General features: G+C 67.4%; 24 protein-coding genes. 13 read left to right on the forward strand and 11 right to left on the reverse strand.

Features of this window, described 5'->3' with window-relative positions:
- The first annotated feature begins 1 nt into the window (after position 1).
- Positions 2 to 817, forward strand: coding sequence for a crotonase/enoyl-CoA hydratase family protein (locus AC07PU_RS00795; RefSeq protein ID WP_209540007.1), 816 nt, complete (start codon positions 2 to 4; stop codon positions 815 to 817).
- Here the strand turns inward: AC07PU_RS00795 and AC07PU_RS00800 are convergent, their stop codons facing one another.
- Together AC07PU_RS00800 and AC07PU_RS00805 are read right to left on the reverse strand one after the other, a co-directional pair.
- A complete protein-coding gene (locus AC07PU_RS00800) occupies positions 818 to 3,199 on the reverse strand; it encodes a DNA polymerase II (RefSeq protein WP_495314418.1) in 2,382 nt (793 codons plus the stop codon). It lies immediately after the preceding gene.
- A 41-nt stretch (positions 3,200 to 3,240) separates the two neighbouring features.
- Positions 3,241 to 4,683, reverse strand: coding sequence for an aminotransferase-like domain-containing protein (locus tag AC07PU_RS00805; RefSeq protein WP_495314420.1), 1,443 nt, complete (start codon positions 4,681 to 4,683; stop codon positions 3,241 to 3,243).
- Between the two features lie 109 nt (positions 4,684 to 4,792).
- Here AC07PU_RS00805 and AC07PU_RS00810 point away from each other — a divergent pair, with 109 nt between their 5' ends.
- The gene (locus AC07PU_RS00810; protein WP_296786395.1) at positions 4,793 to 5,668 is read left to right on the forward strand and encodes a DMT family transporter; all 876 of its coding nucleotides are present in this window, start codon (positions 4,793 to 4,795) and stop codon (positions 5,666 to 5,668) included.
- A 7-nt stretch (positions 5,669 to 5,675) separates the two neighbouring features.
- Complete coding sequence (locus AC07PU_RS00815) at positions 5,676 to 6,755, forward strand: ABC transporter substrate-binding protein (protein ID WP_495314423.1); 1,080 nt, start codon at positions 5,676 to 5,678, stop codon at positions 6,753 to 6,755.
- A 6-nt stretch (positions 6,756 to 6,761) separates the two neighbouring features.
- Here AC07PU_RS00815 and AC07PU_RS00820 read toward each other — a convergent pair whose 3' ends face one another.
- From AC07PU_RS00820 to AC07PU_RS00840, 5 genes are all read right to left on the reverse strand, one after another.
- Positions 6,762 to 7,628 (reverse strand): alpha/beta fold hydrolase, encoded by an 867-nt coding sequence (locus AC07PU_RS00820; RefSeq protein ID WP_495314425.1) that lies wholly within the window; start codon positions 7,626 to 7,628, stop codon positions 6,762 to 6,764.
- On the reverse strand, positions 7,625 to 7,984 hold the full coding sequence (locus AC07PU_RS00825) for a nuclear transport factor 2 family protein (protein ID WP_495314427.1): 360 nt from the start codon (positions 7,982 to 7,984) through the stop codon (positions 7,625 to 7,627). The genes AC07PU_RS00820 and AC07PU_RS00825 overlap by 4 nt, the downstream gene beginning before the upstream one ends.
- A 117-nt stretch (positions 7,985 to 8,101) precedes the next feature.
- Positions 8,102 to 8,542 carry a GNAT family N-acetyltransferase gene (locus tag AC07PU_RS00830; protein ID WP_495314429.1) on the reverse strand — a complete coding sequence of 147 codons (441 nt, stop codon included), beginning with the start codon at positions 8,540 to 8,542 and terminating at the stop codon, positions 8,102 to 8,104.
- Between the two features lie 127 nt (positions 8,543 to 8,669).
- Positions 8,670 to 10,439 (reverse strand): CocE/NonD family hydrolase, encoded by a 1,770-nt coding sequence (locus tag AC07PU_RS00835; RefSeq protein ID WP_495315789.1) that lies wholly within the window; start codon positions 10,437 to 10,439, stop codon positions 8,670 to 8,672.
- A 955-nt stretch (positions 10,440 to 11,394) separates the two neighbouring features.
- Positions 11,395 to 12,111 (reverse strand): GntR family transcriptional regulator, encoded by a 717-nt coding sequence (locus tag AC07PU_RS00840; RefSeq protein ID WP_495314431.1) that lies wholly within the window; start codon positions 12,109 to 12,111, stop codon positions 11,395 to 11,397.
- A gap of 102 nt (positions 12,112 to 12,213) precedes the next feature.
- Between AC07PU_RS00840 and AC07PU_RS00845 the strand changes: the two genes are divergently transcribed.
- The 5 genes from AC07PU_RS00845 to AC07PU_RS00865 all read left to right on the forward strand — a co-directional run bounded on the left by AC07PU_RS00845 (position 12,214) and on the right by AC07PU_RS00865 (position 16,745).
- Positions 12,214 to 12,732 (forward strand): TRAP transporter small permease, encoded by a 519-nt coding sequence (locus tag AC07PU_RS00845; RefSeq protein ID WP_208510795.1) that lies wholly within the window; start codon positions 12,214 to 12,216, stop codon positions 12,730 to 12,732.
- Between the two features lie 22 nt (positions 12,733 to 12,754).
- Positions 12,755 to 14,032 carry a TRAP transporter large permease subunit gene (locus tag AC07PU_RS00850; RefSeq protein WP_093346726.1) on the forward strand — a complete coding sequence of 426 codons (1,278 nt, stop codon included), beginning with the start codon at positions 12,755 to 12,757 and terminating at the stop codon, positions 14,030 to 14,032.
- A 34-nt stretch (positions 14,033 to 14,066) separates the two neighbouring features.
- Positions 14,067 to 15,050 (forward strand): TRAP transporter substrate-binding protein, encoded by a 984-nt coding sequence (locus AC07PU_RS00855; protein ID WP_495314434.1) that lies wholly within the window; start codon positions 14,067 to 14,069, stop codon positions 15,048 to 15,050.
- 113 nt (positions 15,051 to 15,163) lie between these two features.
- Positions 15,164 to 15,814, forward strand: a complete 651-nt coding sequence (locus AC07PU_RS00860; RefSeq protein ID WP_093346731.1) for an RraA family protein — start codon at positions 15,164 to 15,166, stop codon at positions 15,812 to 15,814.
- Complete coding sequence (locus AC07PU_RS00865; protein WP_495314437.1) at positions 15,801 to 16,745, forward strand: sugar kinase; 945 nt, start codon at positions 15,801 to 15,803, stop codon at positions 16,743 to 16,745. Before AC07PU_RS00860 ends, AC07PU_RS00865 begins: the two co-directional genes overlap by 14 nt.
- Positions 16,746 to 16,757: 12 nt before the next feature.
- Here AC07PU_RS00865 and AC07PU_RS00870 read toward each other — a convergent pair whose 3' ends face one another.
- Positions 16,758 to 17,957, reverse strand: coding sequence for a trans-sulfuration enzyme family protein (locus AC07PU_RS00870; RefSeq protein WP_495314439.1), 1,200 nt, complete (start codon positions 17,955 to 17,957; stop codon positions 16,758 to 16,760).
- A gap of 261 nt (positions 17,958 to 18,218) precedes the next feature.
- Here AC07PU_RS00870 and AC07PU_RS00875 point away from each other — a divergent pair, with 261 nt between their 5' ends.
- On the forward strand, positions 18,219 to 19,100 hold the full coding sequence (locus tag AC07PU_RS00875) for a LysR family transcriptional regulator (RefSeq protein ID WP_495314442.1): 882 nt from the start codon (positions 18,219 to 18,221) through the stop codon (positions 19,098 to 19,100).
- A gap of 9 nt (positions 19,101 to 19,109) precedes the next feature.
- Here AC07PU_RS00875 and AC07PU_RS00880 read toward each other — a convergent pair whose 3' ends face one another.
- Together AC07PU_RS00880 and AC07PU_RS00885 are read right to left on the reverse strand one after the other, a co-directional pair.
- On the reverse strand, positions 19,110 to 20,066 hold the full coding sequence (locus AC07PU_RS00880; RefSeq protein WP_495314444.1) for a PDR/VanB family oxidoreductase: 957 nt from the start codon (positions 20,064 to 20,066) through the stop codon (positions 19,110 to 19,112).
- 2 nt (positions 20,067 to 20,068) lie between these two features.
- A complete protein-coding gene (locus tag AC07PU_RS00885; protein WP_495314446.1) occupies positions 20,069 to 21,004 on the reverse strand; it encodes a pyridoxamine 5'-phosphate oxidase family protein in 936 nt (311 codons plus the stop codon).
- A gap of 130 nt (positions 21,005 to 21,134) precedes the next feature.
- On the opposite strand from AC07PU_RS00885, the gene AC07PU_RS00890 reads away from it, so the two are divergent.
- Positions 21,135 to 22,046: a LysR family transcriptional regulator gene (locus AC07PU_RS00890; RefSeq protein WP_495314448.1), complete on the forward strand. Its 912-nt coding sequence runs from the start codon at positions 21,135 to 21,137 to the stop codon at positions 22,044 to 22,046.
- Positions 22,047 to 22,071: 25 nt separating this feature from the next.
- Here AC07PU_RS00890 and AC07PU_RS00895 read toward each other — a convergent pair whose 3' ends face one another.
- Positions 22,072 to 22,443: a DsrE family protein gene (locus AC07PU_RS00895; RefSeq protein ID WP_203206768.1), complete on the reverse strand. Its 372-nt coding sequence runs from the start codon at positions 22,441 to 22,443 to the stop codon at positions 22,072 to 22,074.
- 238 nt (positions 22,444 to 22,681) lie between these two features.
- On the opposite strand from AC07PU_RS00895, the gene AC07PU_RS00900 reads away from it, so the two are divergent.
- From AC07PU_RS00900 to yghU, 3 genes are all read left to right on the forward strand, one after another.
- Complete coding sequence (locus AC07PU_RS00900) at positions 22,682 to 23,593, forward strand: LysR family transcriptional regulator (RefSeq protein WP_495314450.1); 912 nt, start codon at positions 22,682 to 22,684, stop codon at positions 23,591 to 23,593.
- 20 nt (positions 23,594 to 23,613) lie between these two features.
- On the forward strand, positions 23,614 to 24,537 hold the full coding sequence (locus AC07PU_RS00905) for a LysR family transcriptional regulator (RefSeq protein ID WP_495314452.1): 924 nt from the start codon (positions 23,614 to 23,616) through the stop codon (positions 24,535 to 24,537).
- 181 nt (positions 24,538 to 24,718) lie between these two features.
- Positions 24,719 to 25,597: a glutathione-dependent disulfide-bond oxidoreductase gene (gene yghU, locus AC07PU_RS00910; RefSeq protein WP_495314454.1), complete on the forward strand. Its 879-nt coding sequence runs from the start codon at positions 24,719 to 24,721 to the stop codon at positions 25,595 to 25,597.
- Positions 25,598 to 25,603: the final 6 nt, after the last annotated feature.

Below are 25,603 nucleotides of genomic sequence, written 5' to 3' on the forward strand. Positions count from 1 at the left end.
AATGACCGTGAGAACCGAGAAGGATGGTGCGGTGTGGACCGTGATCCACAGCCGCTTCGACGAAGCGCGCAACGCAATGGACCCCGACAGCGCCGATGCGCTGGTCGAGCAGCTGCAGGCCTTCGACCGCGATCCGCAGGCGCGCGTCGCGGTGCTGTGGGGCGAGGGCGGTGCCTTCTGCGCCGGGTGGGACCTCAAGTACGCGAGCACGCTGGCGGACCGCGAGCGCTTCGACCAGGACATCGTCCGCGGCCTGGCGTTTCCGATGGGCGCCAACGCGGCACCGCGGGGCCCGCTGGGGCCGACGCGGCTGGAGCTGTCGAAGCCCGTGATCGCGGCGGTGGAAGGCCCGGCGGTGGCGGGCGGCATGGAGCTCGCGCTGTGGTGCGACATCCGCGTGATGGCCGAGAGCGCCTACTTCGGCGTCTACTGCCGCCGCTGGGGCATTCCCCTGCTCGATGGCGGCGCGGTGCGCCTGCCGCGGCTGGTGGGCCAGGGCCGCGCGATGGAGATCATCCTGACCGGCCGCAAGGTGCCGGCCGAGGAGGCGCTGCGCATCGGCATGTGCGAGCAGCTGGTGCCGCATGGCGAGGCGCGGCAGGCGGCCGAGGCGATGGCCAGGGAGATCGCGCGCTTCCCGCAGGCCGCCGTGCGGGCCGATCGCCGCACGGTGCACGAAAGCCATGGGCTGCCGCTGCGCGATGCGATGCGCGTGGAGTGGGCCAACGGCGTGGAGGCGCATCACCAGGAAGGCGCCGATGGCGCGGGCCGCTTTGCGTCGGGACTGGGGCGCGGCGGCGACTTCGGCCGCATCTGATCACTCCTCGAACAGGCGCGACTGCGACGAGGTCAGCGCCGAGAAGCTCTCGCCCATCGGCAGCAGGATCGCGTCCGCGATCGGCCGCAGTTGCTTCGCGAGGTAGTGCTCGTAGTCGATGCGCGACTGGCGCGCTTCCAGCGGCTCGGGCCCGTTGCGCGTCATCACGTACTGGATCCAGCCGCCGTTCTGGTATTGGCGCGGCCGCTGGGCCCGGTCGTTGAACGCGTCGGCGATGCGCGCCGCGCGCACCTGCGGCGGCACGTTGACCTGGTAGTCGTCGAGGCGATGGCGCAGCCGCTTGCGGTAGATCAGCAGCTCGTCCTTGGCGCCCGCCAGCATCGAGCGCGTGTAGTCGGTGACGAAGTCGCGGTAGGGTTCGTCGTGGAAGATGCGCGACAGCAGTCCTTCCTGGAACTGGCGCGCCAGCGGCGTCCAGTCGCTGCGTGCCATCTCGAGGCCGCGATAGACCATCTCCTCCCGGCCCTTCGCATCCACGCTCAGGCCCGCATAGCGCTTCTTGCTGCCGATCTCCGAGCCGCGGATGGTGGGCATGAAGAACTTCTTGTAGTGGGTGTCGAACTCGATCTCGAGGAAGTTGCGCAGTCCCTGTTCGTCGTGCAGGTTGCGGGTCCACCAGGCGTTGATCTCGGTGGTGAGCGCCGCCGCGATGGCGTGCGCGTCCTCGCTGGAATGCGCGCGCTTGAGCCAGATGAAGATGGAGTCGGTGTCGCCGTAGATGACCTCGTAGCCGCGCTCCTCCACGAAGTCGCGCGTGAGCCGCATCATCTCGTGGCCGCGCAGCGTGATGGCGGACACCAGGTCGGGGTTGAAGAAGCGGCAGTCGGACGCGCCCAGCACGCCCGCGAAGGAGTTCATGAGCAGCTTCAGCGCCTGCGACAGCGGCTCGTTCTTCGCGCGCTTGGCCTCGTCGCGCGCATGCCAGAAGGTGCTGACGATCTCGGGCAGGCAGTGCCTGTCGCGCGAGAACAGGGTGCCGTTCGGCCCCTTGACGCCCGTGGTCGGGTCCTGCGCGCGCATGCCTTCCACCAGGCCCACGGGGTCGACGAGGAAGGTGCGGATGATCGATGGATAGAGGCTCTTGTAGTCGAGCACCACGACCGAGTCGTAGAAGCCGGGCTTGGAGTCCATCACGTAGCCGCCCGGATAGGCCTTGCTGAGGATCTCGCCGACGTTGGGCGCCACGTAGCCCAGCCGGTGCATGCGCGGCAGGTAGTGGTGGCTGAACGCGGCGATGGAGCCGCCGAAGTGGTCGGCCTGCAGGCCCATGGTCTGCGCGCGCTCCAGCACGAAGCTCAGCAGCTTAGTCTTCTCGAAGATGCGCAGCACCAGCTCGCAGTCGCGGATGTTGTAGGTGGCGAGCGCCGGCTTGTCATGCTGGTAGCGGCGCTCGATCTCGGCCATCTTGTCGTACTCGTCGCCGATGGCCTTGCCTTCGCCGAGCAAGGCCTGCGACACCGACTCGAGGCTGAACGACGGAAAGCTCCACATGCCGGAGCGCAGCGCCTCGATGCCGTCGATGATCACGCGGCCCGCGGTGGTCGCGAACAGGTAGCCCTGCTTGCCCGGATGCGTGCGCCATTCGAAGGGCCGGCGTTCGCGGCCCGGCAGCAGCGGTGCGCCGGCGGTGTCGGCCGTCTTCTGCAGCACGCGCAGGTCGAACTGGATCACGCTCCAGCCGACGATGACGTCGGGGTCGTTGTGTTCGAACCAGTCGTTGAGGCGTTCGATCATCGCCTTGCGGCTGGCGCAGTAGACGAGCGAGAAGTCCAGCGGCTCGCTCGCCGCCTGCGCGGGCGCCTCGCCCAGCATGTAGACCACGCGCTCGCCGGTGCCGTCGAGCGCGATCGAGTAGAGCTCCTCGTGCTGGCTGGTCTCGATGTCGAGCGACACCACCTTGAGCCGCGGCCGGTAGGCGGGCGCGGGCTTGAGCCGCGGATCGACGATGGCAGCGCCCTCGGACCTGCCGCCTTCCACGAGCGCGCCCGCCGTGATGAAGCGCTCCATCAGGTAGCGGTCGTGCGGCCGGATGTCGGCTTCGAGCAGTGGAATGCTCTTGGCCTCGAGCAGGCGCACCAGCCGCTTGAGCTGGCGGAAATGCGTGACGTAGACGCCGACGACCGGCTCCTGCCCGAAGGTATTGAGCGCGAGTTCGCGCAGCTGCAGGCCCGGCAACTCCGGGGCGTGCGACTCCACCGCCTGCCTGTGCTTCGCCGCCACGAAGGCGACCGAGGTCTGCGCATTGAGCAGCACCTTCCGCGGGCCCTCGTCGGTGGCGAGCCAGAACTCGATCTCGGTGCCGCCGGGCGCATCGCGCCAGCGCCGGGTGAGGATGAATCCCTGGAGTTCGGAGGTCGGCACGGGAGGCTGGAGATCGGGTGGAGCGGGAGCGTGGTGGATTCTCACAGGGCCGCGCTTTGCTTGCGCCTGGCCGTCGTGCTGCGCGGCGGCATGCTGTCCTTCATGGCCTCCTTGAGGAGGCCGAACACGCGCCGGTCGCCGAGCTGCGCGACATTGAAGCGCGCGAACGAGCCCGCCGTCTGCGAGACGCTGAAGACATTGCCGGGCGCGAGCACGACCTTCTGTTCCATGCAGCGCCGCGCCAGCACCGCGGAGTCGAGCCCATCGGGCAGGCGGCACCAGAGGTAGAAGCCGCCGCGCGGCGCGAGCCAGGGCCTGATCCCCAGCGCCGCCAGGCGCTCGGTGGCGTCCTTGCGCGCACGCGTGAGGCGCTGGCGCACCTCGTCCATGTGCTTGCGGTAGCTGCCGCCGGCCAGCACGCCGGCGATCAGTTCGGTGGCCACCGGGCTCGGGCCGCCGAACTGGGTCGCCACCTGCAGGTCGACCAGCCCGTCGATCCAGTCCCGGCGCGCGGCGATGTAGCCGCAGCGCACCGAGGCCGAGAGCGTCTTGGAGAAGCTGCCGATGCGGATCACGCGCTGCAGGCCGTCGAGCACCGCCAGCCGCGGCGAGGGCGAGGGCTCGAAGTCGGCGAAGACCTCGTCCTCGACGATCGTCATCCCTTGCGCCGCGGCCGCGCCGAGCACGCGGTGCGCGGTCTGCGGCGAGATCGTGGCGCCGGTGGGGTTGTGCAGCGCCGAGTTGGTGATGTAGAGCCGCGGGTTCTGCGCCAGCGCCTGCGTGAAGGCCGCGACGTCGGGACCGGTGGGCGTGAACGGCACGCCGACGATCTTCGCCTGGTGGGCGCGCAGCAGCGCCTGAAAGTTGAAGTAGCAGGGGTCGTCCACCAGCACGGTGTCGCCGGGCCGCAGCAGCAGGCGGCAGATCAGATCGATGGCCTGCGTGCCCGAAGCCGTCAGCAGCATCTGCTCGGGCGTCGCGGCGATGCCTTCGTCGGCCAGGCGCGCCAGCAGCAGGCGGCGCAGCGCGAGCGCACCGCGCGTGCTGCCGTAGTCGGCCAGCAGCGCGTCGTCGGCGCGACTCAGCGCGCGCAGGCCCTTGCGCAGGGCGGCATGCGGCATCCAGTCGGCCGGCAGCCAGCCGCAGCCCGGCATGAGGAAGGAACCATCGGCATCCAGCGACTGGCGCGAGACCCAGAAGGGATCGACGTCGCGCTCGCGCGGCGCGCCCATCTCGGCCAGCGCCATCGGCGGCAGGTTGGCGCCGGTCACGTAGAAGCCCGAGCCGCGGCGCGCGCGGATCACGCCCTCGGCCTCGAGGCGGTCGTAGGCCTCGACCACGGTGGAGGGCGAGACACCCATGGTCTCGGCGAAGCTGCGCACCGAGGGCAGGCGGTCGCCTTCCACCAGGGCGCGGTTCGCGATCTTGGCGCGCACCGCCTCCATCAGCGCATCGGTCCGCATCGTTGCCTTCACACCGCTCATCCTCGTCGCCTTCCCGGGTGACTGTGTGGCCGGGATGAGCCATACAGTTTGCGGAAATTGTATGCCTCTGTGCCTTCCCGCCAGGGCCCCGCCCCGCTACGCTGGGCGGATGACAAGCGAAGGTTCTCGACGACATTCGGCCGGCTGGGGCAGCGGCCTGCTGGGCGTGCTCATCTTCAGCGGCTCGCTGCCCGCCACGCGCGTGGCCGTGGCCGATTTCTCGCCGTTGTTCCTGACGGGCGCGCGCGCGGTGATCGCCGCCTTGCTGGGCGCGGTGTTCCTGTTCGCGCTGCGCGAGGCGCGGCCCAAGCGGGCCGACCTCGTGCCGTTGACCTTGGTGGCGATCGGCGTCGTGGTCGGCTTCCCGCTGCTGACCGCGCTCGCGCTGCAGCACATCGATGCCGCGCATTCGGTGGTCTTCGTCGGGTTGCTGCCGCTCTCGACCGCGATCTTCGGCGTGCTGCGCGGCGGCGAGCGGCCCAGGCCCGCCTTCTGGCTGTTCTCGATCGTCGGCGCCGCGGTGGTGGCCGGCTTCGCGCTGCACGGCAGCCGCGGCGGCAGCCTGCAGGGCGACCTGCTGATGATCGCGGCCATCGTGGTGTGCGGACTCGGCTATGCCGAAGGCGCGACGCTCTCGCGTCGCCTCGGCGGCTGGCAGGTGATCTGCTGGGCGTTGCTGCTGTCGCTGCCGCTCATGGCCGCCATCGCGTTGTTCACCCTGCCGCATGCCTGGGACCGCATCGGCGCGCCGGCATGGGCCGGCCTGGCCTACGTGTCGGTCTTCAGCATGATGATCGGCTTCGTCTTCTGGTACCGCGGCCTGGCGCTCGGCGGCATCGCGGGCGTGGGCCAGCTGCAATTGCTGCAGCCCTTCTTCGGCCTGCTGCTGGCCGGGATGCTGCTCGGCGAGCCGGTGGCCTGGACCATGATCGCCTCGACCGTGGTCGTGGTGTTCTGCGTGGCGGGCGCCAAGCGCTTCGCCTGAGCGGCCGATGAGTTCTTCCGCGATCGAGATCGGCGCGCTCGCGCCGCTGAGCCGGCCGGGCTGGGTCGAGGCGGGCGAGCATCTGCTGGCTGGCATGGAATTGGCCGCCCTCGAGATCAATGAGGCAGGCGGGATCGCGGGCAGGCCGCTTCGACTGGTGGTGAGGGACACGGCGGCCGATCCGAACAAGGCCGTGGCCGCCGTGGACGAACTGGCCCGCCTCGGCGTGGTGGCGCTGGCCGGGGAGTACCACAGCGTGGTCGCCCGCGCGGCGGCCGCAAGGGCGCATGCGCTCGGCCTGCCGTTCCTCTGCGCGTCGGCGGTGCTCGATGCGCTGTGCGAACAGCCGACGCCCTGGGTGGCGCGGCTGGCGCCGGCGCAGTCGCATGGCTGGCGGATCTATGCGGACTTCCTGCTCGGCGAGGACCATCGCCGCATCGCGGTCGCGGCCGATGCCAGCGTCTATTGGGCGGCGGGCATGGGCATCCTGCGCGAGCATCTGGCAGCGCGCGACGGTGTGTTGATCGAACTTGATGCGCGTGCGTTGTCGCCCGCGACGTTGTGCGATCAATTGTTCGAGCAGCGCGTGACGGCCGTCCTGATGCTGGCCGGCCATCCCGAGCCGGCCGTGCCCATCGTCAAGGCCGTGCGCCAAGACCCGCGCCTTGCCGGCATGCGGATCGGCGCGCCGGCCGGGCAATCCGAGTTCACCGAGTGGATGGCGGCGCTGGGCGCGGATGGCGCGGCGATTCCGTTCCTTCGCTATCTGCCCGAGCATCTCGGTTCGTCAGCCACGCGCATCGAAGCGGCATTGCGCGAGCGACTGGGCGTGGTGCCTTCGTTCGTCGCCTTCGAGGGCTACGACACGATCGCCGTCCTTGCCGAGGCGATGCGATCCCACGGTGCGCGCCGCGAGGGCATCGCCGACGCGTGGGTTCAAAAGACCTTCGAGGGCAGCCGCGGCCCGCTCCGGTTCTCGCGCGTGCCGGGCATCGATGTCCTGCAGTGGGCCTGGTCCCCGGTCCAGGTCGTCGAGCGCGATCCCTCGAAGCCCGATCGCTTCAGGGTGCTCCACGCCAGCGCCTGATCCTGGTCAGGCGTGCACCCGGCCGAGAAAGTCGCGCATCAGGCCCGACACCTCGTCGAGGTGCGTCTCGAGCAGCCAATGGCCGCCATCGAGCAGATGCAGCTCGGCCTGCGGCAGGTCGCGCAGATAGGCGCGCGCCGATTTCTCGGGCATGTAGTGATCGTGCGGCCCCCAGACGATCAGCGTCGGCGGCTTGTGGGTCGCGAGGTACTGGCGATGCGCCGGAAACCACGCACGGTTCTGTTTCAGCCCGGCGATCAGGTCGATCGCAACCTCCTTGCGTTTCGGCGTGACCAGCGACCAGTGCAGCTTCCACAGGTCCGGCGGAATCCGGTCGGCGTGCTCGTCGTCCAATGCATTGAGGAACTCCTCCTTGAAGGTCTCCTCGTCGATGGCCTTGGCCAGTTGGGCGCGCATCTCGGACTCGGGCAAGGTCCAGGTCTCTTCGATCTCCGCGTACTTCGGGCCCAGCGCGTCTTCGTAGGGGATGTCGCCGTTCTGGATGATCTGCGCCGCGATGCGCTCGGGCGCCATGATCGCCAGCCGCGCGCCGATCGGCGATCCGAAGTCGTGCAGATAGAGCGCGAAGCGCGACAGGCCCAGCGTCTTCACGAAGCGGTCGAGGAATTGCGCGTAGCCATCGAAGCTGTAGTCGAAGTCCTCGGGCGTGGCGCTGTATCCCGCGCCCGGATAGTCGGGCGCGACGAGGCGCCAGCGGTCCGCCAGCCGCGGCATCAGGTTGCGGAACTCGTAGGACGAGCACGGGTAGCCATGCGGCAGCAGCACGGCCGGCGCATCGGGCGGGCCGGCTTCGCGGTAGAAGGTGTCCACGTTGCCGACCTGGATGCGGCGATGTCGAACGGTGGAGGTCATGCGGTGCTTCCCGTCTCGACCACGAAGGCATGCAGCTCGGCCAGCTTTCCGTCGCGAAAGCGCCAGACATCGCAGTAGCTGTGATGGGTCGCCTTGCCCGCCTCGTCCTTCAGCGTGATCTCGCCGATGGCCGCCACGATGTCGCCCTCGGCGACCAGCCGGTGCACGTCGAACTTCGGCGGCTCCTTGTACGTCTGGGCCATCCATTGGCGAACGGCTTCCTTGCCGTCGAGCGTCTGTTCGCCCACGAAGGTCCACTTCGTGTCGTCGGTGCAGGCACTCAGAAAACCTTCGTAGTCGCCTTCGACGATGGCCGCGTTGGCCTTCTCGAGGATGGCCTTGTTCGTCTGTGACATCCGGAACTCTCCTTCGTTGAACCAGGAACAGCTCCCGGTTGTAGAGCTCCGGTGTGTCGCGATCGTCAGCCCATGGGCAACGATGGCGTACGCGATCGGCTGACAGCCAGGCAGGCCCTATCGCAGATCGAATCCGAAATGCATCCCGCGCGCGAGCAGGCCGTTGCGGAAGTAGAAGCGCTGCGCCAGCGCGTTGTCCATGCCGGTATCGAGCGTGAGGCGCGTGCACCCGGCTTCGCGCGCCAGCGTCTTCAGCGCGCCGAGCAGCGCGCTGCCCACGCCGCTGCTGCGCTCGTCCTGCGTGGTCACGAGGTCGTCGACATAGAGGAAGCGCCCGTGGATCAAGTTGCGCTGGAAGCGGTAGCCCGCGAAGCCGCGGGGCGCATCGTGCTGCCAGGCCGCGAGCATGCGGTAGCCCTCGCGGCGCTGCTCGGCCACGGCCTGCTGAAAGGCCTCGGAGCTCGCGAGATGCGGGCGCAGTTGCCGCACGATGGGATAGCAGGCGAGAAGGTCCGCGTCGGAATCGACGGGGCGGAAACTGATCGGGGTGGCGGTCATGGGGGTGAAGTCGATGAAAGGACCCGGGCAGTGTGCGGCCGCGACTTCCCCTCCCATTGGACCAACTTCGATGATTCGGGTTGGGCCATGTCGCCATGGCCCCCGCCCCTTGCGTGCAGGCCGTTGCTCAGTTGAGCTTCATCACGGCAACGGGATTCGCCTTTGGTACGAGCGGCATGTCCAGGGTCGTGTTGGCCAGGTCCAGCGAGACCGTCTCACCGCCCCAGTTGTCGTACCCCTCGATCACCACGGAAATCTTTCTGCCCGGCAAGACGGTGAAGTCGCGCGGCATCATCTCCAGCGAGACCTTGTAGGCCGTATCGGGCGCAATGGTCTCCGGCTTCTCGAGGGACTTGTGGAAGCGAGGATTGGCCCAGCCCCAGGTCACCGCTTGTCCATCGACGAACAGCTTTGCCTTGAGATTGCTGACGCCGTTGGAGAGCTTGACGGTTGTCGTCACGTAGATCGTGCCGGCAAAGCGGGTTGCATTCACGAGAGGCCGGGACACGAAGCTCCCGCTGTCGGCGCCATAACTCAGCGTCAAGGGTTCTCCTGCTGAGCCCTCCCCGGCGTCCGGCGTCAACAGAAGACCCGTGTCCGAGGCGGCGTTGCGATGCAGGTAGTACGAAACCGTCTTCGTTGCCGGCCAGGCGTCTTCCTTCACCATGATTCCGCCCGAGGTGACGCAATCCCTCGGGTTGTGAGCACCGGAGCCAGGCTGATTGCAGTGACCTGTCAGTGTGTCGCTCAAGTCGGTCCGCGGCTCGCCGCCGAGGTCTCCGGCAACCTTGTCTCCGGGTGGTGTTTCCCGCACGTAGGTCGGCTGGGCCTCGACGCCGTTGTTCACGCCAAAGAGATAGCGCGAATACCACAGCATGATCTGCTTCTGCCATTCCTTCTGCCAGGCCGGATCGTCGTGATCTTTGGCATGGAACCACAGTTGCACCGGCTTCTTCATCCGATGGAGCGTTTGATACAACTGAACGGCGTTCTTCGTCTTGACGTTGTTGTCGCTCTGACCGTGCGAGATGAGCGTCGCGGCCTTGATGTTGCCCGCCAGTGCGAGCGTATTGCGTTCTTTCCAGAAGTCGGTGTAGGCGAGTGTTTCGTCGTCGACCCCCGCGTCCAGTTTGGCAAAGCTGGCGGTGCATTCGGCCGGCGGGCTTTGATCGTTGTATATCTGGGCATAGCCGTTGAGAGTGATGACGCCAAGCTCGTCGGGGACCACACCGTTGTACCGTGAGAAATAGTCGTAGGCATTGCTGATGCCAGCCACCGGAACGATGGCTTCGAGTCCGGTGACCCCCATCGCGGCGGCCATGATGGGCAGGGTCCCACCGTAGGAAATCCCTTCCATGGCGACGTGGTTCGTCGACCAGGAGGCCGCGGTCACCGCAGCACCTTTCTCGTCGAAGCCTTGTGCGGACGGATCGCTCGCCAGCCAGCGAACGACGTCGGCCATGGCCTGACGCTCCGCGCTGTCCATGATGCTGGCGCAACCCTCCGACTGGTAGGTCCCGATCGTGTCGGCGTAGACGACGGTGTAGCCCATTCGCAGGTACTGATCTTCGCCAAGAAAGGGTTGTCGCTTCCCGACGTAGGCCGGGTCCCCGTAGTAGAAGGACGGCCGAACGATCACCGGTGTCTTCAACCCATCGGCCACTTCCGCCGGTTGCACGATGCGCAGCGCGAGGCGATCGGGTTTGCCGTTGTTGTCGGTATCGAGCGCCGTCTGGACCTTGACGCTGAACTTCAACGGTTCCCGGTTCGGAGAGAGCCACGGCAGCACCATGCCGTTCTCGACGGTGGGGCCGTCGTGCCCGGGGTAGAGGCCGGCAAGCTTGGGGTACGGCACGCCCGTCGGGGAGTTCTCGAACTGAGGCCCCACATCGGGCAACGGCACCGGCGCCGGGATCGGCCCGGGAGGCGGCTCTTGCGTGATGGTCTGCGGTGCGTTTGCCACGGGCAGGTAGACAACGGAGGAGGTACCGTCCCCGCCGCCGCAGGCGCCGACGAGCAGAGCCGCCGCGGTGGCTCCGGCGATCTGGCGTCCGCGCGCTGTCAGCCTTCGGCCCTTGTTCGTTGCGGTGTTCGACGCTTCGACATTCTTTTTCATTTCGACATTCCCTTGTGTGGTCGGTGGAGGCGAGCTCAGTCGCCGGCTTCGCTGGCCCGGACAGGTCGTGAACCGAGCGCGCCGATCCCGACGCGACATGCCGCCAGCGCGGCGGCTGAATAAGCCATGAAGATGGTTTGAATTAATCTTCTATTAAGCATTCGTGTTGTTTCCCTAAAGGCAAAAGAAGAACGGCCGATTTGTCATACGGCGTTCACCCACGTGTCGATCACGAACCGCCACTCGCATTGCAAATGGCCGCGCGAACGTCACGTATCGGCACTCTTTCCATGAGCGCCGAATCTCGACAATCTTTGGGTTATTGCTCTAGGCGACAGGCCCTTCGCAACCGGCAATGCGGCGAGCTGGGCATGGCGATGCCGGGGCGTGGCAAGCCCGATGGCATCGAGAGAAGGGAGTCGGGGTGCAACGGAACAGAAGGTGCAGCGAAGACTTCTGTGCGTTGGCGAAAGCGCGATGCTTTGATTCTGAAAAAAGAATGTCGCCCTGGGATTATTTCAGACCGAATCCGTGAATCATTGTTCATTTACTCTCCCTGTTGACTTCCGAAAAAGTCTGCACGAACTGTGCCAATTGGAGGAAATGAACTGGTGATATTTCTTATTTGGCCGAATCGCCTGTTGGATGTGTCACGGTCGTCCGAGGGACATGCAATGCACGCGCCCAGCGAGGCGCCGGGCCCCAGGGACGAAATGACCGAGAAGCTGGCGGCCTGCTAGACGGTCGCGCGATCGCCGCGCGCCGGCGCCACCATGTTGCGGCAGGCGATCAGATAAGCCTGCTCCGTGCTCTGGATGTGCTCGCGCAGGATCGCCTGCGCGCGCGCCGCGTCGTTGGCCCGGATCGCGTCGACCACCACGCGGTGGTTGTCCTGGCAGTGCGTGACCTGGCTGTTCTCGGCCGGCAGCCGGTAGCGCAGGGCCGTGAGCTGCGCCGCCACCAGCGTGTACGCGGACTGGATGTAGCCGTTGGCGCAGCTCTCGATGATGGCGTTGTGGAACTCGGTGTCCAGGCGCGGGAACTCGTCGTGCTGCTGCTTCGAGAAGGCGGCGGCCATGTCGTCCAGGCATTTCTCGAGCGCCTGGATCAGCGCCTCGGGTCGGTGCTCCATGCCGTCGGCCAGGGCCTCGCATTCGATCATCGAGCGGAAGCGGCAGATGTTCGCGACCTCGGCCTCGCCGAGCTGGAACACGAAGGTCCCGCGCTGCGGATGGACCTCGACCAGCCCTTCCATCTTGAGGTGCAGCAGCGCCTCGCGCACCGGCGTCTTGCTGATGCCCAGCGTGGCCGCCAGCACCGACTCCGACAACGCCTCCCCGAAGCCCAGCTCGCCCCTGACGATGGCGGCGCGGATCTGGTCGATCGCGAGTTCGGTGAGCGATTTGGGCCGCTCGACCTTGACGGAGAGGGCGGATTGACGGGGCGGGGCCATGCGCGATCCTAACAGGACCGGCCTTCGGGAAATACCGGATCTGATCTCTGGCGTTCCATATCTGGCATCTGATATATTTGTTGCCACAGAACAGGAGACAAGATGAATGCAGCAATGGACCGGCTCTACCGGTGGTTCGAGCACGCGCTCGTGGGTGGCCTGGCCGTGATGTCGCTGATGGTGTTCGCCAACGTGGTGCTGCGCTATGTGTTCGACACCGGCATCACCTTCACCGAGGAGGTGTCGCGCATGCTGTTCGTCTGGCTGACCTTCATCGGCTCGATCGTCGCGCTGCGCCAGGGCACGCACCTGGGCATGGACACGGTGGTCAGCCGGCTGCCGCATGCGGGCAAGCTGGCCTTCTTCGTCCTGAGCCACCTGCTGATGCTGGGCTGCATCGTGATGCTGTGGCTGGGCTGCTGGGAGCAGACCCGCGTCAACCTCGACAACCACGCGCCGGTCTCGGGCATCCCGGTGGCGGCGGTCTATTCGGTCGGGCTGGTGGCCGCGGTGCTGATGGGCATCACCCTGCTGGCCAACCTCTGGCAGGCGCTGCGCGGCGACCTCAGCGACGCGCAGCTGGTGACGGTGCGCGAGAGCGAAGACCGCGCCGCCGACTGAGCGCAAGGACAGAGGCCACTCCATGACCGTCTTCACCTTCATCGCATCGCTGCTCGGCGCCATGACGCTGGGCATGCCGATCGCGTTCGCCCTCATGGTCTGCGGCGTCGCGCTGATGCTGCAGATGAACAGCTTCGACGTGCAGATCCTGGCGCAGAAGCTGGTCGACGGCGCCGACAACTACCTGCTGATGTCGGTGCCCTTCTTCCTGCTGGCCGGCGAGATCATGAACCTCGGCGGCCTGTCGCGGCGCATCGTCGATGCCGCGATGGCCGTCATCGGCCACATCCGCGGCGGGCTGGGCTACGTGGCGGTGCTCACGGCGCTGGTGCTGGCCAGCGTCTCGGGCTCGGCCATCGCCGACACCGCGGCGGTGGCGGTGCTGCTGATCCCGATGATGCGCAATGCCGGCTACGACGTGGGCCGCTCGAGCGGGCTGATCGCCGCGGCCGGCATCATCGCGCCGGTGATCCCGCCCTCGATCGGCTTCGTGGTGTTTGGCGTGGCCGCGGGCCTGTCGATCACCAAGCTGTTCATGGCCGGCATCGTGCCGGGCCTGATGATGGGCGCCTCGCTGATCGTCACCTGGTGGTGGCTTTCGCGCCGCGGCACGGTGCAGCCGGCGCCGCGCCGCAGCCTGCCCGAGATCGGCGTGGCGGTGCTGCGCAGCCTGTGGGCGCTGGGGCTGCCGGTGATCATCATCTTCGGTCTCAAGCTCGGCGTGTTCACGCCCACCGAGGCCGGCGTGGTGGCCGCGGCCTACGCGCTGTTCGTGAGTACCGTGGTCTACCGCGCGCTGTCGCTGCGCGACCTCTACCGCGCGCTGCTGAGCGCGGCCATGACCTCGGCCATCATCATGTTCCTGGTGGCGGCCTCGCTGGTGTCGGCCTGGCTCATCACGGTGGCCAACATCCCCGACCAGATCGTGGCGCTGGCGCAGCCCTTCATCGAGCACAAGACGCTGTTGATGCTGGTGCTGATGGCGGTGGTCGTGCTGGTGGGCACCGCGCTCGACTTCACGCCCACCATCCTGATCCTCACGCCGGTGCTGATGCCGATCATCAAGGAGGCCGGCATCGACCCGATCTACTTCGGCGTGCTGTTCATCATCAACAACGCCATCGGCATGGTGACGCCGCCCGTGGGCACGGTGCTCAACGTGGTGGCCGGCGTGGCGCGCATCCGCATGGACGACGCGATCCGCGGCGTCATGCCCTTCATGGCGGCGCAGCTCGTCGTGCTGCTGCTGTTGATCCTGTTCCCCGCGCTGGTCCTCGTGCCCGCCACCTGGTTCCGCTGACACCGTTCATTCATCCAACAAGGAGACAACAAGCATGCTCAAGAAGATCATCGTCGCGCTCGCGGCCACCGCGGCGCTCGGCCTGGCCCATGCGCAGGCCGGCAAGTTCGGCTACGGCGCCAGCGACGACAACTCGCAGGGCCTGGCGGCCAAGCGCTTTTCCGAACTGGTGAAGACGCGCACCGGCGGCCGCATCAACGTCAACACCTACGGCAGCGGCAAGCTCGGCACCGACGCGCAGATGCAGTCGGCGCTGCAGGGCGGCGTGCAGGAGCTGATGGTGGGCCCGACCTCGGGCCTGGTCGGCGTGGTCAAGGAGTACGCGCTGCTCGACCTGCCGTTCCTGGTCTCCAGCTTCAAGGAGGCCGACTCGCTGCTCGACGGCCCGGTCGGCCAGTCGCTGTTCCAGAAGCTCGAAGCCCACGGCCTGGTGGGGCTGGCCTACTGGGAGAACGGCTTTCGCCACCTCACCAATTCGCGTCGCCCGGTCAACAGGCTCGAGGACATCGCGGGCCTGAAGATCCGCGTGATCCCGAACCCGGTCTACATCGAGACCTTCAAGGCCCTGGGCGCCAACCCGCTGCCGCTGCCCTATACCGAGCTCTACGGCGCGCTCGAGACCAAGTCGGTCGACGCGCAGGAGAACGGCCTGGGCCTGATCGAGTCGGGCAAGTTCTACGAGGTGCAGAAGTACCTGACCCTGAGCGCCCACAGCTACACGCCCTACATCGTGCTGGCGAGCAGGAAGTGGTTCGACAAGCTGCCCGAGGCCGACCGCGAGCTGGTGCGCAAGGCGGCGGTCGATGCCGGCACCTACCAGCGACAGATCAACCGCGAGGAGACGCGCAAGCTGGTCGACCAGATGAAGAAGCACGGCCTGCAGGTGGTCGACCTGCCCGCCGCCGAGGCCAACCGCATGCGCGAGAAGGTCAAGCCCGTGCACGAGAAGTTCACCGAGCAGATCGGCGCCGCGCTGATGAAGCAGGCGCGCGAGGAGATCGCCAAGGCCGCGCAGTGAGCGCCTGAACCCCCGATTCGTTTTTTCGCCGCCCTCCGCGGGGAGGGCGGGCGGGAGCCTGCCCGCCATTCGCCGTCATCCAGCCCATTGCACATACACAAGGAGAGAGATTCATGGACACCCAGCAACTGATCGCCGCCTTCGAGAAGGTCGCGACCGCCTCGGTCGCCGATGCCGTCGACAAGGTCACCGGCAAGCGCGGCTACCTCGACCACGAGATCAAGCCGCGCATCAACGACAAGCGCGTAGTCGGCCCGGCCGCCACCGTGATCGAGGTGCCGACCGACGAGTTCGTGCCGCCGCAGCATGCGCTCGACCTGATCGACGAGGCGCCCGAGGGCAGCGTGATCTGCATCGGCATCGGCGGCGAGAGCGACGTCGCCGTCTGGGGCGGCCTGATGACCGCGGGCGCCTTCGCCAACCGCCATGCGGGCGCGCTGCTCGACGGCGGCGTGCGCGACATCGCCGAGATCCGCCGCGACTACGACTTCCCCGTGTTCGCGCGCAGCGTCTCGCCGGGCACCACGCTGGGCCGCCACAAGACCCTGAGCTCGGGCGTGCCGACCATGATCGGTGGCGTGATGGTGCACCCGGGCGACATCGTGGTGGCCGACATCGACGGCGTGGTGATCGTGCCGCTCGCCCATGCCGAGGCCGTGCTCGCGATGGCGCAGGAGATCGACCAGCGCGAGCTCGAGCAGGCCAAGCTGATCGTGGCCGAGCGCTCGCTGCGCAAGGGGCTGGCGAAATATGGCCGCATCTGAAGCCACCGGCGCGGCGCAGATCGTCGCGCTCGGCGAGCCGATGGTGGAGTTCAACCAGGTCCGCCCCGGCGAGCCCAACTACCTGCAGGGCTTCGGCGGCGACACCTCGAATGCCATCATCGCCGCGGCCCGGCAGGGCGCGCGCACCGCCTACCTCACGCGCGTGGGCAGCGACACCTGGGGCGACGCGCTGATGGCCCTGTGGCGCGCCGAGGGCGTGGCCACCGAGGGCGTGGCGCGCGATCCGCAGGCGCCGACCGCGGTGTACTTCGTCACGCACGACGGCGACGGCCATGCCTTCAGCTACCTGCGCGCCGGCAGCGCCGCCAGCCGCATGGTGCCGGCCGGGCTGCCGCGCGACACCATCGAGGGCGCGCGCTTCCTCCATGTGTCGGGTATCAGCCAGGCCATCAGCGCGAGCGCCTGCGACAGCGTGTTCGAGGCCATCGCCATCGCGCGCGCCAAGGGCGTGCAGGTCAGCTACGACGCCAACCTGCGTCTCAAGCTGTGGCCGCTGGCGCGTGCCCGCGCCGTGATCCGCGAGACCGTGGGCCTGTCGGACCTGTTCCTGCCGAGCATCGAGGATGCGCAGCAGTTCACCGGCCTCGACGGCGAAGACGCCATCCTCGACTGGTGCTTCGAGGCCGGCGCTCGCACCGTGGTGCTGAAGCTCGGCAAGGCCGGCGCGGTGCTCGCCACGCCGTCGTCGCGCGAGCGCATCGCGGGCCATGCGGTGCGGGCGGTCGATGCCACCGGCGCCGGCGACTGCTTCGCGGGCTCGCTGCTCGCGCGGCTGGCCGCGAGCGACGCGATCGCGCAGGCGGTGCGCTATGCCAATGCGGCGGCGGCGCTCACGACCACGGGCTTCGGGGCGGTGGCGCCGATACCGCGGCCGGAGGAGGTGCGGGCCCTGCTGGCGCGCGCGGCCTAGCTGCCGCGTCGCTCAGCCGGCGGGCGACGCTTCCAGCGCCTGCCGCAGGTCCTCGAGGATGTCCTCGATCCCCTCCAGCCCGATCGACAGCCGGATCAGGCTGTCGCCGATCATGTGCTGCGCGCGCTCCTCGCTCGTGTAGGTCGCGTGCGTCATGCTCGCGGGATGCTGGGCCAGGCTCTCGGCATCGCCGAGGCTGACGGCGCGCGTCACCAGGCGCAGCGCGTTGATGAAGCGGCGTCCGGCGTCGAGCCCGCCGTGGATGTCGAACGCGATCACCGCGCCCGGTTGCGCCATCTGTCGCCGTGCCAGCTCGTACTGGGGATGCGAAGGCAGCCCCGGGAACTTCACGCGCGCCACCTCGGGCCTGGCTTCGAGGAACTCCGCGACGCGCTGCGCGTTCGCGCAATGCCGGTCCATGCGCACCGGCAGCGTCTTCAGGCCGCGCAGGATCAGGTAGGCATCCATCGGCGACATGCAGGCGCCCGTCAGTTCTTTGATGCCCACGAAGCGCAGCGTCGACATCAAGGCCCTGGTGCCGACCAGCGCGCCCGCGATCACGTCGCCATGGCCGTTGATGTACTTGGTGAGCGAATGCACCACGACATCGGCGCCGAGCTTCAGCGGCTGTTGCAGGTAGGGCGTGCAGTAGGTGCTGTCGACCGCGACCAGTGCCGTGCTGTGCGCATGGACCATCTCCGACACCGCCGCGATGTCGACGACGCGCATATGGGGGCTCGCGGGCGTCTCGAACAGCACGAGCTTCGTTCTCGCATTGAGATGGGCCGCCAGCTCGCCCGGCTGCGTGAAGTCCGCGACCCGCGTGACGATGCCGAAGTCGGGCAGCAAGTGATGCACGAGGGCATGGGTGCAGCCGTAGAGCGTGAGGTCGACGAGCAGCTCGTCGCCGGGTCTCAGCAAGGTCCATATCAGCGTGCAGATCGCGCCCATGCCGGACCCGAAGGCGAGCGCGGCCTCCGCGCCCTCGAGCGATGCGAGGCGCTCCTCGAGCAACTGCACGGTCGGGTTGGTGATCCGCGTGTAGATCATGCCCGGCTCTTCCTGCGCGAAGCGCGCGGCGCCCTGCTCGGCCGAGTCGAAAGCAAAGGTCGACGACCAGAAGATCGGCGGGTTCAGCGCGCCCTGGTGCGCCGAGGCGTCGTAGCCCGCGTGGATGGCGCGGGTCGCGAGGGAGAGAGGGGGGGATTGCATTGCTGGATTCGATCCTGGGTTGAATCGCGCGGTGATGCGCACCGCATTCGATGGCTCATTCTTTCCGAATGCGCCGCGCGACTATCGAGTTGTTTGCATCGCGCGCGCCCATTGATGCGGATTGGGAATCGATGAGCGGCGACTGCCCATTGCCGGCGAGGCCTGTCGAGCGCAGGGGCCGTCTGCGTCGAAACGTAGAATGACCCGCCCCTCCCCACAGACACCCCAACCGTAGCAACCGCAGTGGATCGCGCGCACCTGATGACCGTGTTCCTCGCGGTGGCCGAAGCGCAGAACTTCGCCGCCGCGGCGCGACGCCTGGGAATGTCGGCGCCCGCCGTCACGCGCGCGATTGCCAGCCTCGAGGAACACCTGGGCGTGAAGCTGATCCTGCGCACCACGCGCAGCGTGAGGCTCACGGATGTCGGGCATCGCTATCTGGAGGACGTGAGGCTCATCCTCGCGAAACTCGCCGACGCGGCCGAGGCGGCGCGCGGCGTGAACAGCGCCGTGCAGGGGCATCTCAACATCACGGCGCCCGCGCTGTTCGGTATCTCGCACGTGATGCCGTGCATCGATGCCTACCTCGAGCAGTTTCCGCGGATGAGCATCTCCGGCTACTTCCTGGACCGCATCGTGGATCTTCGCGAGGAGGGGATGGACGTCGCGATCCGTATCGGCTTTCTTCCCGACACCGGTCTCGAGGCCATCCGTGTGGGGCAGGTCCGGCGCGTTCTCTGCGCATCGCCGGGCTACCTGAAGACGCACGGCACGCCGCGCGATCCCTCGGAACTCGAGCGGCATGCAGTCGTGATGGCCGCGCCGCTGTCGCCCGGCAACGAATGGAAGTTCAGGTCGCACGGTACGAGCCTTGCACTTCGTCTCGCGCCCCGGCTGATCGTCGGCACCAACGATTCGGCCCTCAAGGCGGCCGTGCTCGGCAGTGGGATCACCCAACTTCTCTCCTACCAGGTCGCCGCGCATCTGGATGCAGGTCGCCTGGCGATCGTGCTGCCGGACCACGAGGAGCCGCCCTGGCCGATCCATGTGGTCTACGAGAAGGAGCGCGGTGAATCGCCGCGCGCCCGCGCGTTCATCGACCTGCTGGTGCACCGCTTGCGCGGCAGCAAGGCGCTGAACTGAGGGGCGGCCTCACACCCGCAGGGCCAGCGTGTCGCCCGCCTCGGCCCAGGACACGCACAGGCACATCGAATGCGTGCGCTGCTGCGGTGTCAGGCAGTGGTCCCGGTGGATCGGAATGCCGCCGCTGTAGCTCACGATGCAGGCACCGCATTCGCCGCGCCTGCAGTCCGACGGGATCCACGCGCCCGCGGCTTCGACCGCATCGAGCAAGGTGGTTCCGGGCGAGGCTTCCAGTTCGAGTCCCGATTCGGTCAATGCGAGCCGGACCTTCGTGTCGGTGGCGCTCCACGCGGGCCCAAAGCTCTCGAAGTGGATGCGCGATGACGCAACGCCGTGGGCCACGGCCGCGAGGCGCACATCGTCGATGAGCTTCGCCGGACCGCAGACATAGAAGTGGGCGCCTTCGTCGCGCAGATGAGGCTGCAGCAGCCCTCGCACATCCATGCGCCGCGGGGATTCTCCCTGCTGCGTCGCGTAGAGGAACAGCGTGTCGTGTCCCTCGCCGAGCAGCCGGTCGCGAAAGGCCATTTCCCGGTCGTGCCTGACCGCATAGTGCAGTTCGTAGGACGCACCGCGCTGCTTCAGCGCCGATGCCAGCCCGAGCATCGGCGTGATGCCGATACCGCCGGCGATGAGCACGTGGTGGCTGGCGGCAGTCGCAATGCCGAAAGCATGGATCGGCGTGGACACTTCCACCGTGTCGCCAACGGCCAGCACGTCGTGCAGGAAGCGCGAGCCGCCGCGGCCCCTGTCGTTGCGCTTCACCGCAATGTCGTAGCGGTCGAGCGCCCCGGTGTCGGAGACCAGCGAATACTTGCGCAGCAGGTGTTGCCCATCGACTTCGAATCCCACTTCGATGTGCGCGCCAGCATCGAAACGCGGAAGCGGCGCATCGGCGGGATCCTGCAATTGGATCAGGCGCACGCCGTCCGCCAGCGGCTCGGCCCGGGTCACGGTGAGGCGCATGCTCAGTTCACCTCGGGCAGGAAGGGCGAGAACTCGATGAACTTCGTCCGCAGCGTCGCCGGCAGCTCGGTCTCGATCCAGTGCGAGGGCCTGAACTCCCAGAACCGGCCGGTGCCGCCCGTCAGGCCCTGGGGGTCGGCCTGGTTCCACATCATCTCGACCGTGCCGGCCAGTTGCAGCACGCGGCGCCGCTCGTAGTCCGGGAAGGCCAGGCCCGCTTGCGGGTTCAGCAGGAAATTCCCGAAGCTGTTGAACATGCTGTTGCCGTTGTAGTCCGGAATCCTCAGCACGCCATCTCCCGCATGCCGCACGAATCCGCGCGGCCCCCCGCGGTGCGAGCAGTCCGCGCCGCGCGTGGCATGCGCCGATGCGAGGAAGAAGGTGTCGGCGTCCGCGATCAGTTCGAGCTGGGCCGGACCCAGTTCATGGCCCCGGCTGGCGGTCGGGGAGGGCGGCGCCTCGCCCGCGTCCGCGAGCACGATCTCGCGCCGGTGGATGTAGCGCGGGCAGATGGGAAAGGACTTGGTCACCTGGACCTCGAGCCGCTCGCCCTCCAGATGGGCCTCGCCGTTGATCTTCAGCCGGCGTCGGCTCTGCAGTTCCAGCAGCAGCAGGCCGATGCGCGCGTCGTGCCGGATGTTCTCCCAGAACGGGTCCGCATCGAGTTTCGCGACCTTGCTCAGGTCGACCGACAGCATGGCCGCGTCGTCGCTGGGGGCCAGGAAGCCGGGCTCGCCGAGCAGGATCGAGGCCCACACCTGTCCGTTCGGATCCAGGCTGGCGGCGTAGGCCGTCTTCTGCTGGCGCACAAAGGGCAGGGCGCCCCGGATGATGGTGCGGCCCACGGTGGCGCCGTTGCGCACGGCGATCTCTCTCTCGCCCGCATTGCGCTGGGCCATCAATTCGCCTTCGTGGAACAGGGTGTCGCTGGTCGTCATGGATCGGTGCCTTCGAGAACGGTCATTGGAAAAAAATTGTGCCGATCGACGCGACGACGAGAAAGGAGACGGACCGCAATTGATAATTGCGCGCGACGCAGGGCGGTCGAGCCAGGACAACGGTGGTGCCATGGATGACATTCATTTGATGACGGTGTTCGTCGCCGTCGGCGAGGAACGAAGCCTGGCCGGCGGTGCGCGGCGGCTCGACATCTCGGCCGCGGCCGCCATGCGCGCCATCAACCACCTCGAATCGAAAATGGGCGTTGCCTTCTTCCAGCGCAACACCCGGGGGCTGGCACTCACCGAGAGCGGGCAGCGGTATCTCGAGGATTCCCGCGCGGTGCTGCAGCTGGTCGAACGGGCCGAGGCCTCCGTGATCGGCGCCAACATCGTCGCGCGCGGCCAGTTGCGGATCACCGCGCCGACGGTGTTCGGCCGGCTCTTCATCATTCCACTGATCAAGGAATACCTGGCGCTCTATCCCGAGATGGAGATCTCGGCGATCTTTCTCGACCGCACCGTGAACCTGATCGACGAGGGCTTCGACGTGGCCATCCGCATCGCCGAGCTGCCCGATTCGGGCATGAAGGCGCTGAAGGTCGGCCAGGTGCGCAGGCTGAGCTATGCCTCGCCGGCCTACCTCGAGAAGCACGGCGAGCCGGTGCACCCGATGGATCTGCAGAAGCACAGGATCGTCGCGGCCGAGGTGTCGGCCGAGGTGTCGGCCCAGGTGGCGGTCTGGAAGTTCAGGGCGAAGGACAGCGCCCTCTCGGTCAAGCTCAAGCCGGTGCTCGATGTGATCGGCAGCGACGCCGCCATCGATGCGGCCGTGCGCGGCATCGGCATCGTGAACCTGCCGTGCTACCAAGTGGCCGACAAGGTGCGCAGCGGCGAGCTGCGCGCGATCCTTGTCGATTACGCAAGCGGCTCGCTGCCGATCCACCTGCTGCATCGCGAGAGCCGGTTCGGTTCGTCCAGGGTGCGAAGCTTCATCGACCTGGTCGGACCAAGACTGCGCAAGGAGATCGCCGCGCTCTAGGCGCGGCGATGGCCGCATCGGTCGATCAGAAGGTCAGGACGGTGAAGCCATCGGCCGTCAGGGCGCCGATGCTCGGCAGTCCGGACGTGCCCGGCACGTCGTTGCCGGTCAGCAGTTCGAAGCCGTTCTTGATGGCGTCCTCGCGCGCACCGAAGACGTCGGCGCAGCCGCAGGAAACGCCCGCGACCTTGTCCTCGACGGCCTTGTAGAGGCCATGCACCGGATGGTCGGCATTGCCGACCACGCCGGCCCAGCGCGTGCCGGTGCCCTGGAAATAGATGGCGACTTCGACATTGCGCTGCTTGAAGTCGTAGGCGGTCGCGAGCGCATTGAACAGGCGCCCCAGGGCTTCTTCACCGGCCTTGGGATCGGAGAAAACGAAGATTGCGAATTTCATGGAGAGACCTCGAATCGGTTGCATTGAATTGAAAGAACAGCCCTTGACTCGGGCTGGCGAAGGGAATCTTAGGTTTGACGGATCGATTCGATGCATCGGCACACGCAACTCACAATTGCGCCGCGCGTCGCACCCGGCGCGGTGTTCTTGCGTAGAGTCCTTCGTGCACCGGTCCGTCTCGCGACGCGGTGCCATCACTCTTCCCATGGACCGTCAAAGACCTCTATCGATCGGACCCTTGCGCGCTTTCGCAGCGGTCGCAAGGCATCTCAACTTCAACACCGCGGCGGCGGAACTCCATCTGACGCAATCGGCCGTCAGCCGCAAGATCCAGGCACTCGAAAGCGACATCGGCGCGACGCTGCTGGCGCGCAGCACGCGCTCGGTCGAGCTGAGTGCCGAGGGCAGGGTGCTGGTCAAGGCCCTGTTCCCGATGCTCGACCGCCTCGACGAGGCCGTGCGCCAGATCCGTTCGCCGAGCGCCAAGACGCGCGTCACCGTCAGCACCTTCGCCTCGTTCACTTCGCTGTGGCTGTTGCCGCGGCTCGAGCAGTTCCAGCGCGAGAACACCGAGATCGACATCCGTGTCTCGTCGAGCGATGCGATGGCGCCGATCGAGAGTCCCGACACGGACGTGTTCCTGCGCTACTGCGCGCCAAAGCAAGCGCCCGCCGGCGCCACCCGGTTGTTCAACGAGTCGCTGACGCCGGTCATGAGCGCGGCCTTCGCGCGGCAGATCGAGCTCGGCGATGCGCCGCCGCTGAAGAGCGTCGGCGACCTCGCGCTGCACACGCTGGTCGAAGAGGACGATGCCTATGCCTCGGCCGGCCTCGCGAGCTGGCGACATTGGCTGCGCATCCACAACCATGCCGAGCTGGAGCCGCGCAACTGGATGCACCTGAACTTCACCTACCAGCAGGTGCAGGCCGCGGTGGCGGGCCACGCACTGGCGCTGGCACGGCTGCCGCTGGTGGCCGACCTGCTGCGGCGCAACGAGCTGCACGAGGTGTTCGGCGAGGCGTTCCGCACCGCGGGCCCGGGTGCCTATTGGATGGTCGTCAATCCGAATGCGGTCGGTCGTCCCGAGGTGGACGGCTTCTGCCGCTGGGTCCTCCAGCAGGCCGAGGGCACCCGGGCTTTTCTGGCATGACGGGCGGGGCCGGGCGTGCGATGAACAAGCTGCAGGCGATCGAGGTCTTCGTGCAGGTCGTGGACACGGGCAGCTTCACGCGCGCGGCCGAGAACCTGAAGCTGCCGAAGGCGACGGTCTCGACGCTGATCCAGTCGCTCGAGTCCTCGCTGTCGGCCAAGCTGCTGCACCGCACCACGCGCAAAGTCAGCGTGACCGCCGAAGGCGCGGCCTATCACGAGCGATGCCTGCGCATCCTGTCGGATGTGCGCGAGGCCGACGAGTCGCTGTCGCGCACGCGGCGCAGTCCCGCGGGGCGCCTGCGCGTCGATGCGCCCACGGGCCTGGCGAGCCTGGTGATCATTCCCGCCCTGCCCGAGTTCTTCGCGCGCTATCCCGACATCCATCTGGAACTCGGTTGCAGCGACCGGCCCGTGGACCTGATCGAGGAGGGCGTGGACTGCGCGGTGCGCGGCGGAGAGCTCGGCGACTCGCGCCTGGTCACGCGCCGCGTCGGGGCCATGCACTACGTCACCTGCGCCTCGCCGGCCTACCTCGAGCGCCATGGCCGGCCCCTGCATCCGGATGACCTGGCGCGGCATCGCTGCGTCAACTACTTCTCCGCGCGCACGGGCGAGATGTTCCATTGGGACTTTACGCGCGGCGGCGAACGCGTGCAAGTCGTGCTGCCCGGCCAGATCGCGCTGAACGACAGCTATGCGTACACGGCCGCGGGCCTGTCGGGGCTGGGCATCGTGCAGATGGCGAACTTCCTGCTGTGGCCCATGATCGAGGACGGCCGCTTCGTGCCCGTGCTCGAGGACTGGAGCAACGACCCGATGCCCATTCACGTGGTCTTTCCGCAGAACCGTCACCTGTCGAACAAGGTGCGGGTGTTCGTCGACTGGGTGGCGGAGCTTTTCGCGAAGCATCCGGTCATGCGACAGGGCCGAGACTCGGGCTGATTGGAAGTTTCGAAGAAAGTCTTTCAATGTCGCCGAGCCGTTGCATTGTTCGGGATGCCGAATGCTCAATTCGATGTGAGCCCGTATATCGAATGAAGTCGTCTCCATAGAATTTCTGCACCGAAAGAAGAGTCCTGGATTCCCAGGAATCAAAGTGATTCCGGTGCATATGGAGCGATCGATGACCGACATCCCCGTGGATGAAAACCAGCCCCTGGGCTATGTGCCGGACAAGGTCTGGCGTCCGAAGACCGTCCATGGCGGCCAGTTCGCCGCGATCAATCGCCCGACGTCGGGGCCTCGCTTCGAGCAGAAGCTGCCGGTGGGCAAGCATCCCTTGCAGCTCTACTCGCAGGGAACACCCAATGGGCAGAAGATCACCATCATGCTGGAGGAGTTGCTGGCCGCGGGGCACTCGGGGGCCGAGTACGACGCGTGGCTGATCGATATCTTCAAGGGCGAGCAATTCGGAAGCGGCTTCGTCGACATCAATCCGAACGCCAAGATCCCGGCGCTGGTGGACTCATCGACCGATCCGGCCATGCGCGTCTTCGAGAGCGGCTCGATCCTCGTCTATCTCGCGGAACGCTTCGGCGCGTTCCTGCCGACCGAAGCTGGTGCGCGCACCCGGACCTTCAACTGGCTGATGTGGCAGATGGGTTCGGCGCCGTTCGTGGGTGGCGGTCTCGGCCACTTCTACGCCTACGCGCCGTTCAAGATCGAGTATGCGATCGACCGCTACGCGATGGAGACCAAGCGCCAGCTGCACGTGCTCGACACCCACCTCGCGTCGAACGAGTTCCTCGCGGGCGACCAGTACACGATCGCGGACATGGCGGTCTGGCCGTGGCATCCGGGCAGTCTCTACGGCGTCTACAACACGCACGAGTTCCTGGCCGTCGAGGACTACAGGCACCTGCTGCGCTGGTACGAGGCCATTGCCGCGCGGCCCGCGGTCGCGCGCGGCAGGGTGGTCAACCGCACGTCGGGCGCGCCGGGCACCGCGCTGCTCGAGCGCCACGACGCCAGCGATCTCGATGCCCTGGCGCTCGCTCTCTAGTCAGCC

This window comes from Variovorax sp. GW821-FHT10D07 (assembly GCF_059415325.1).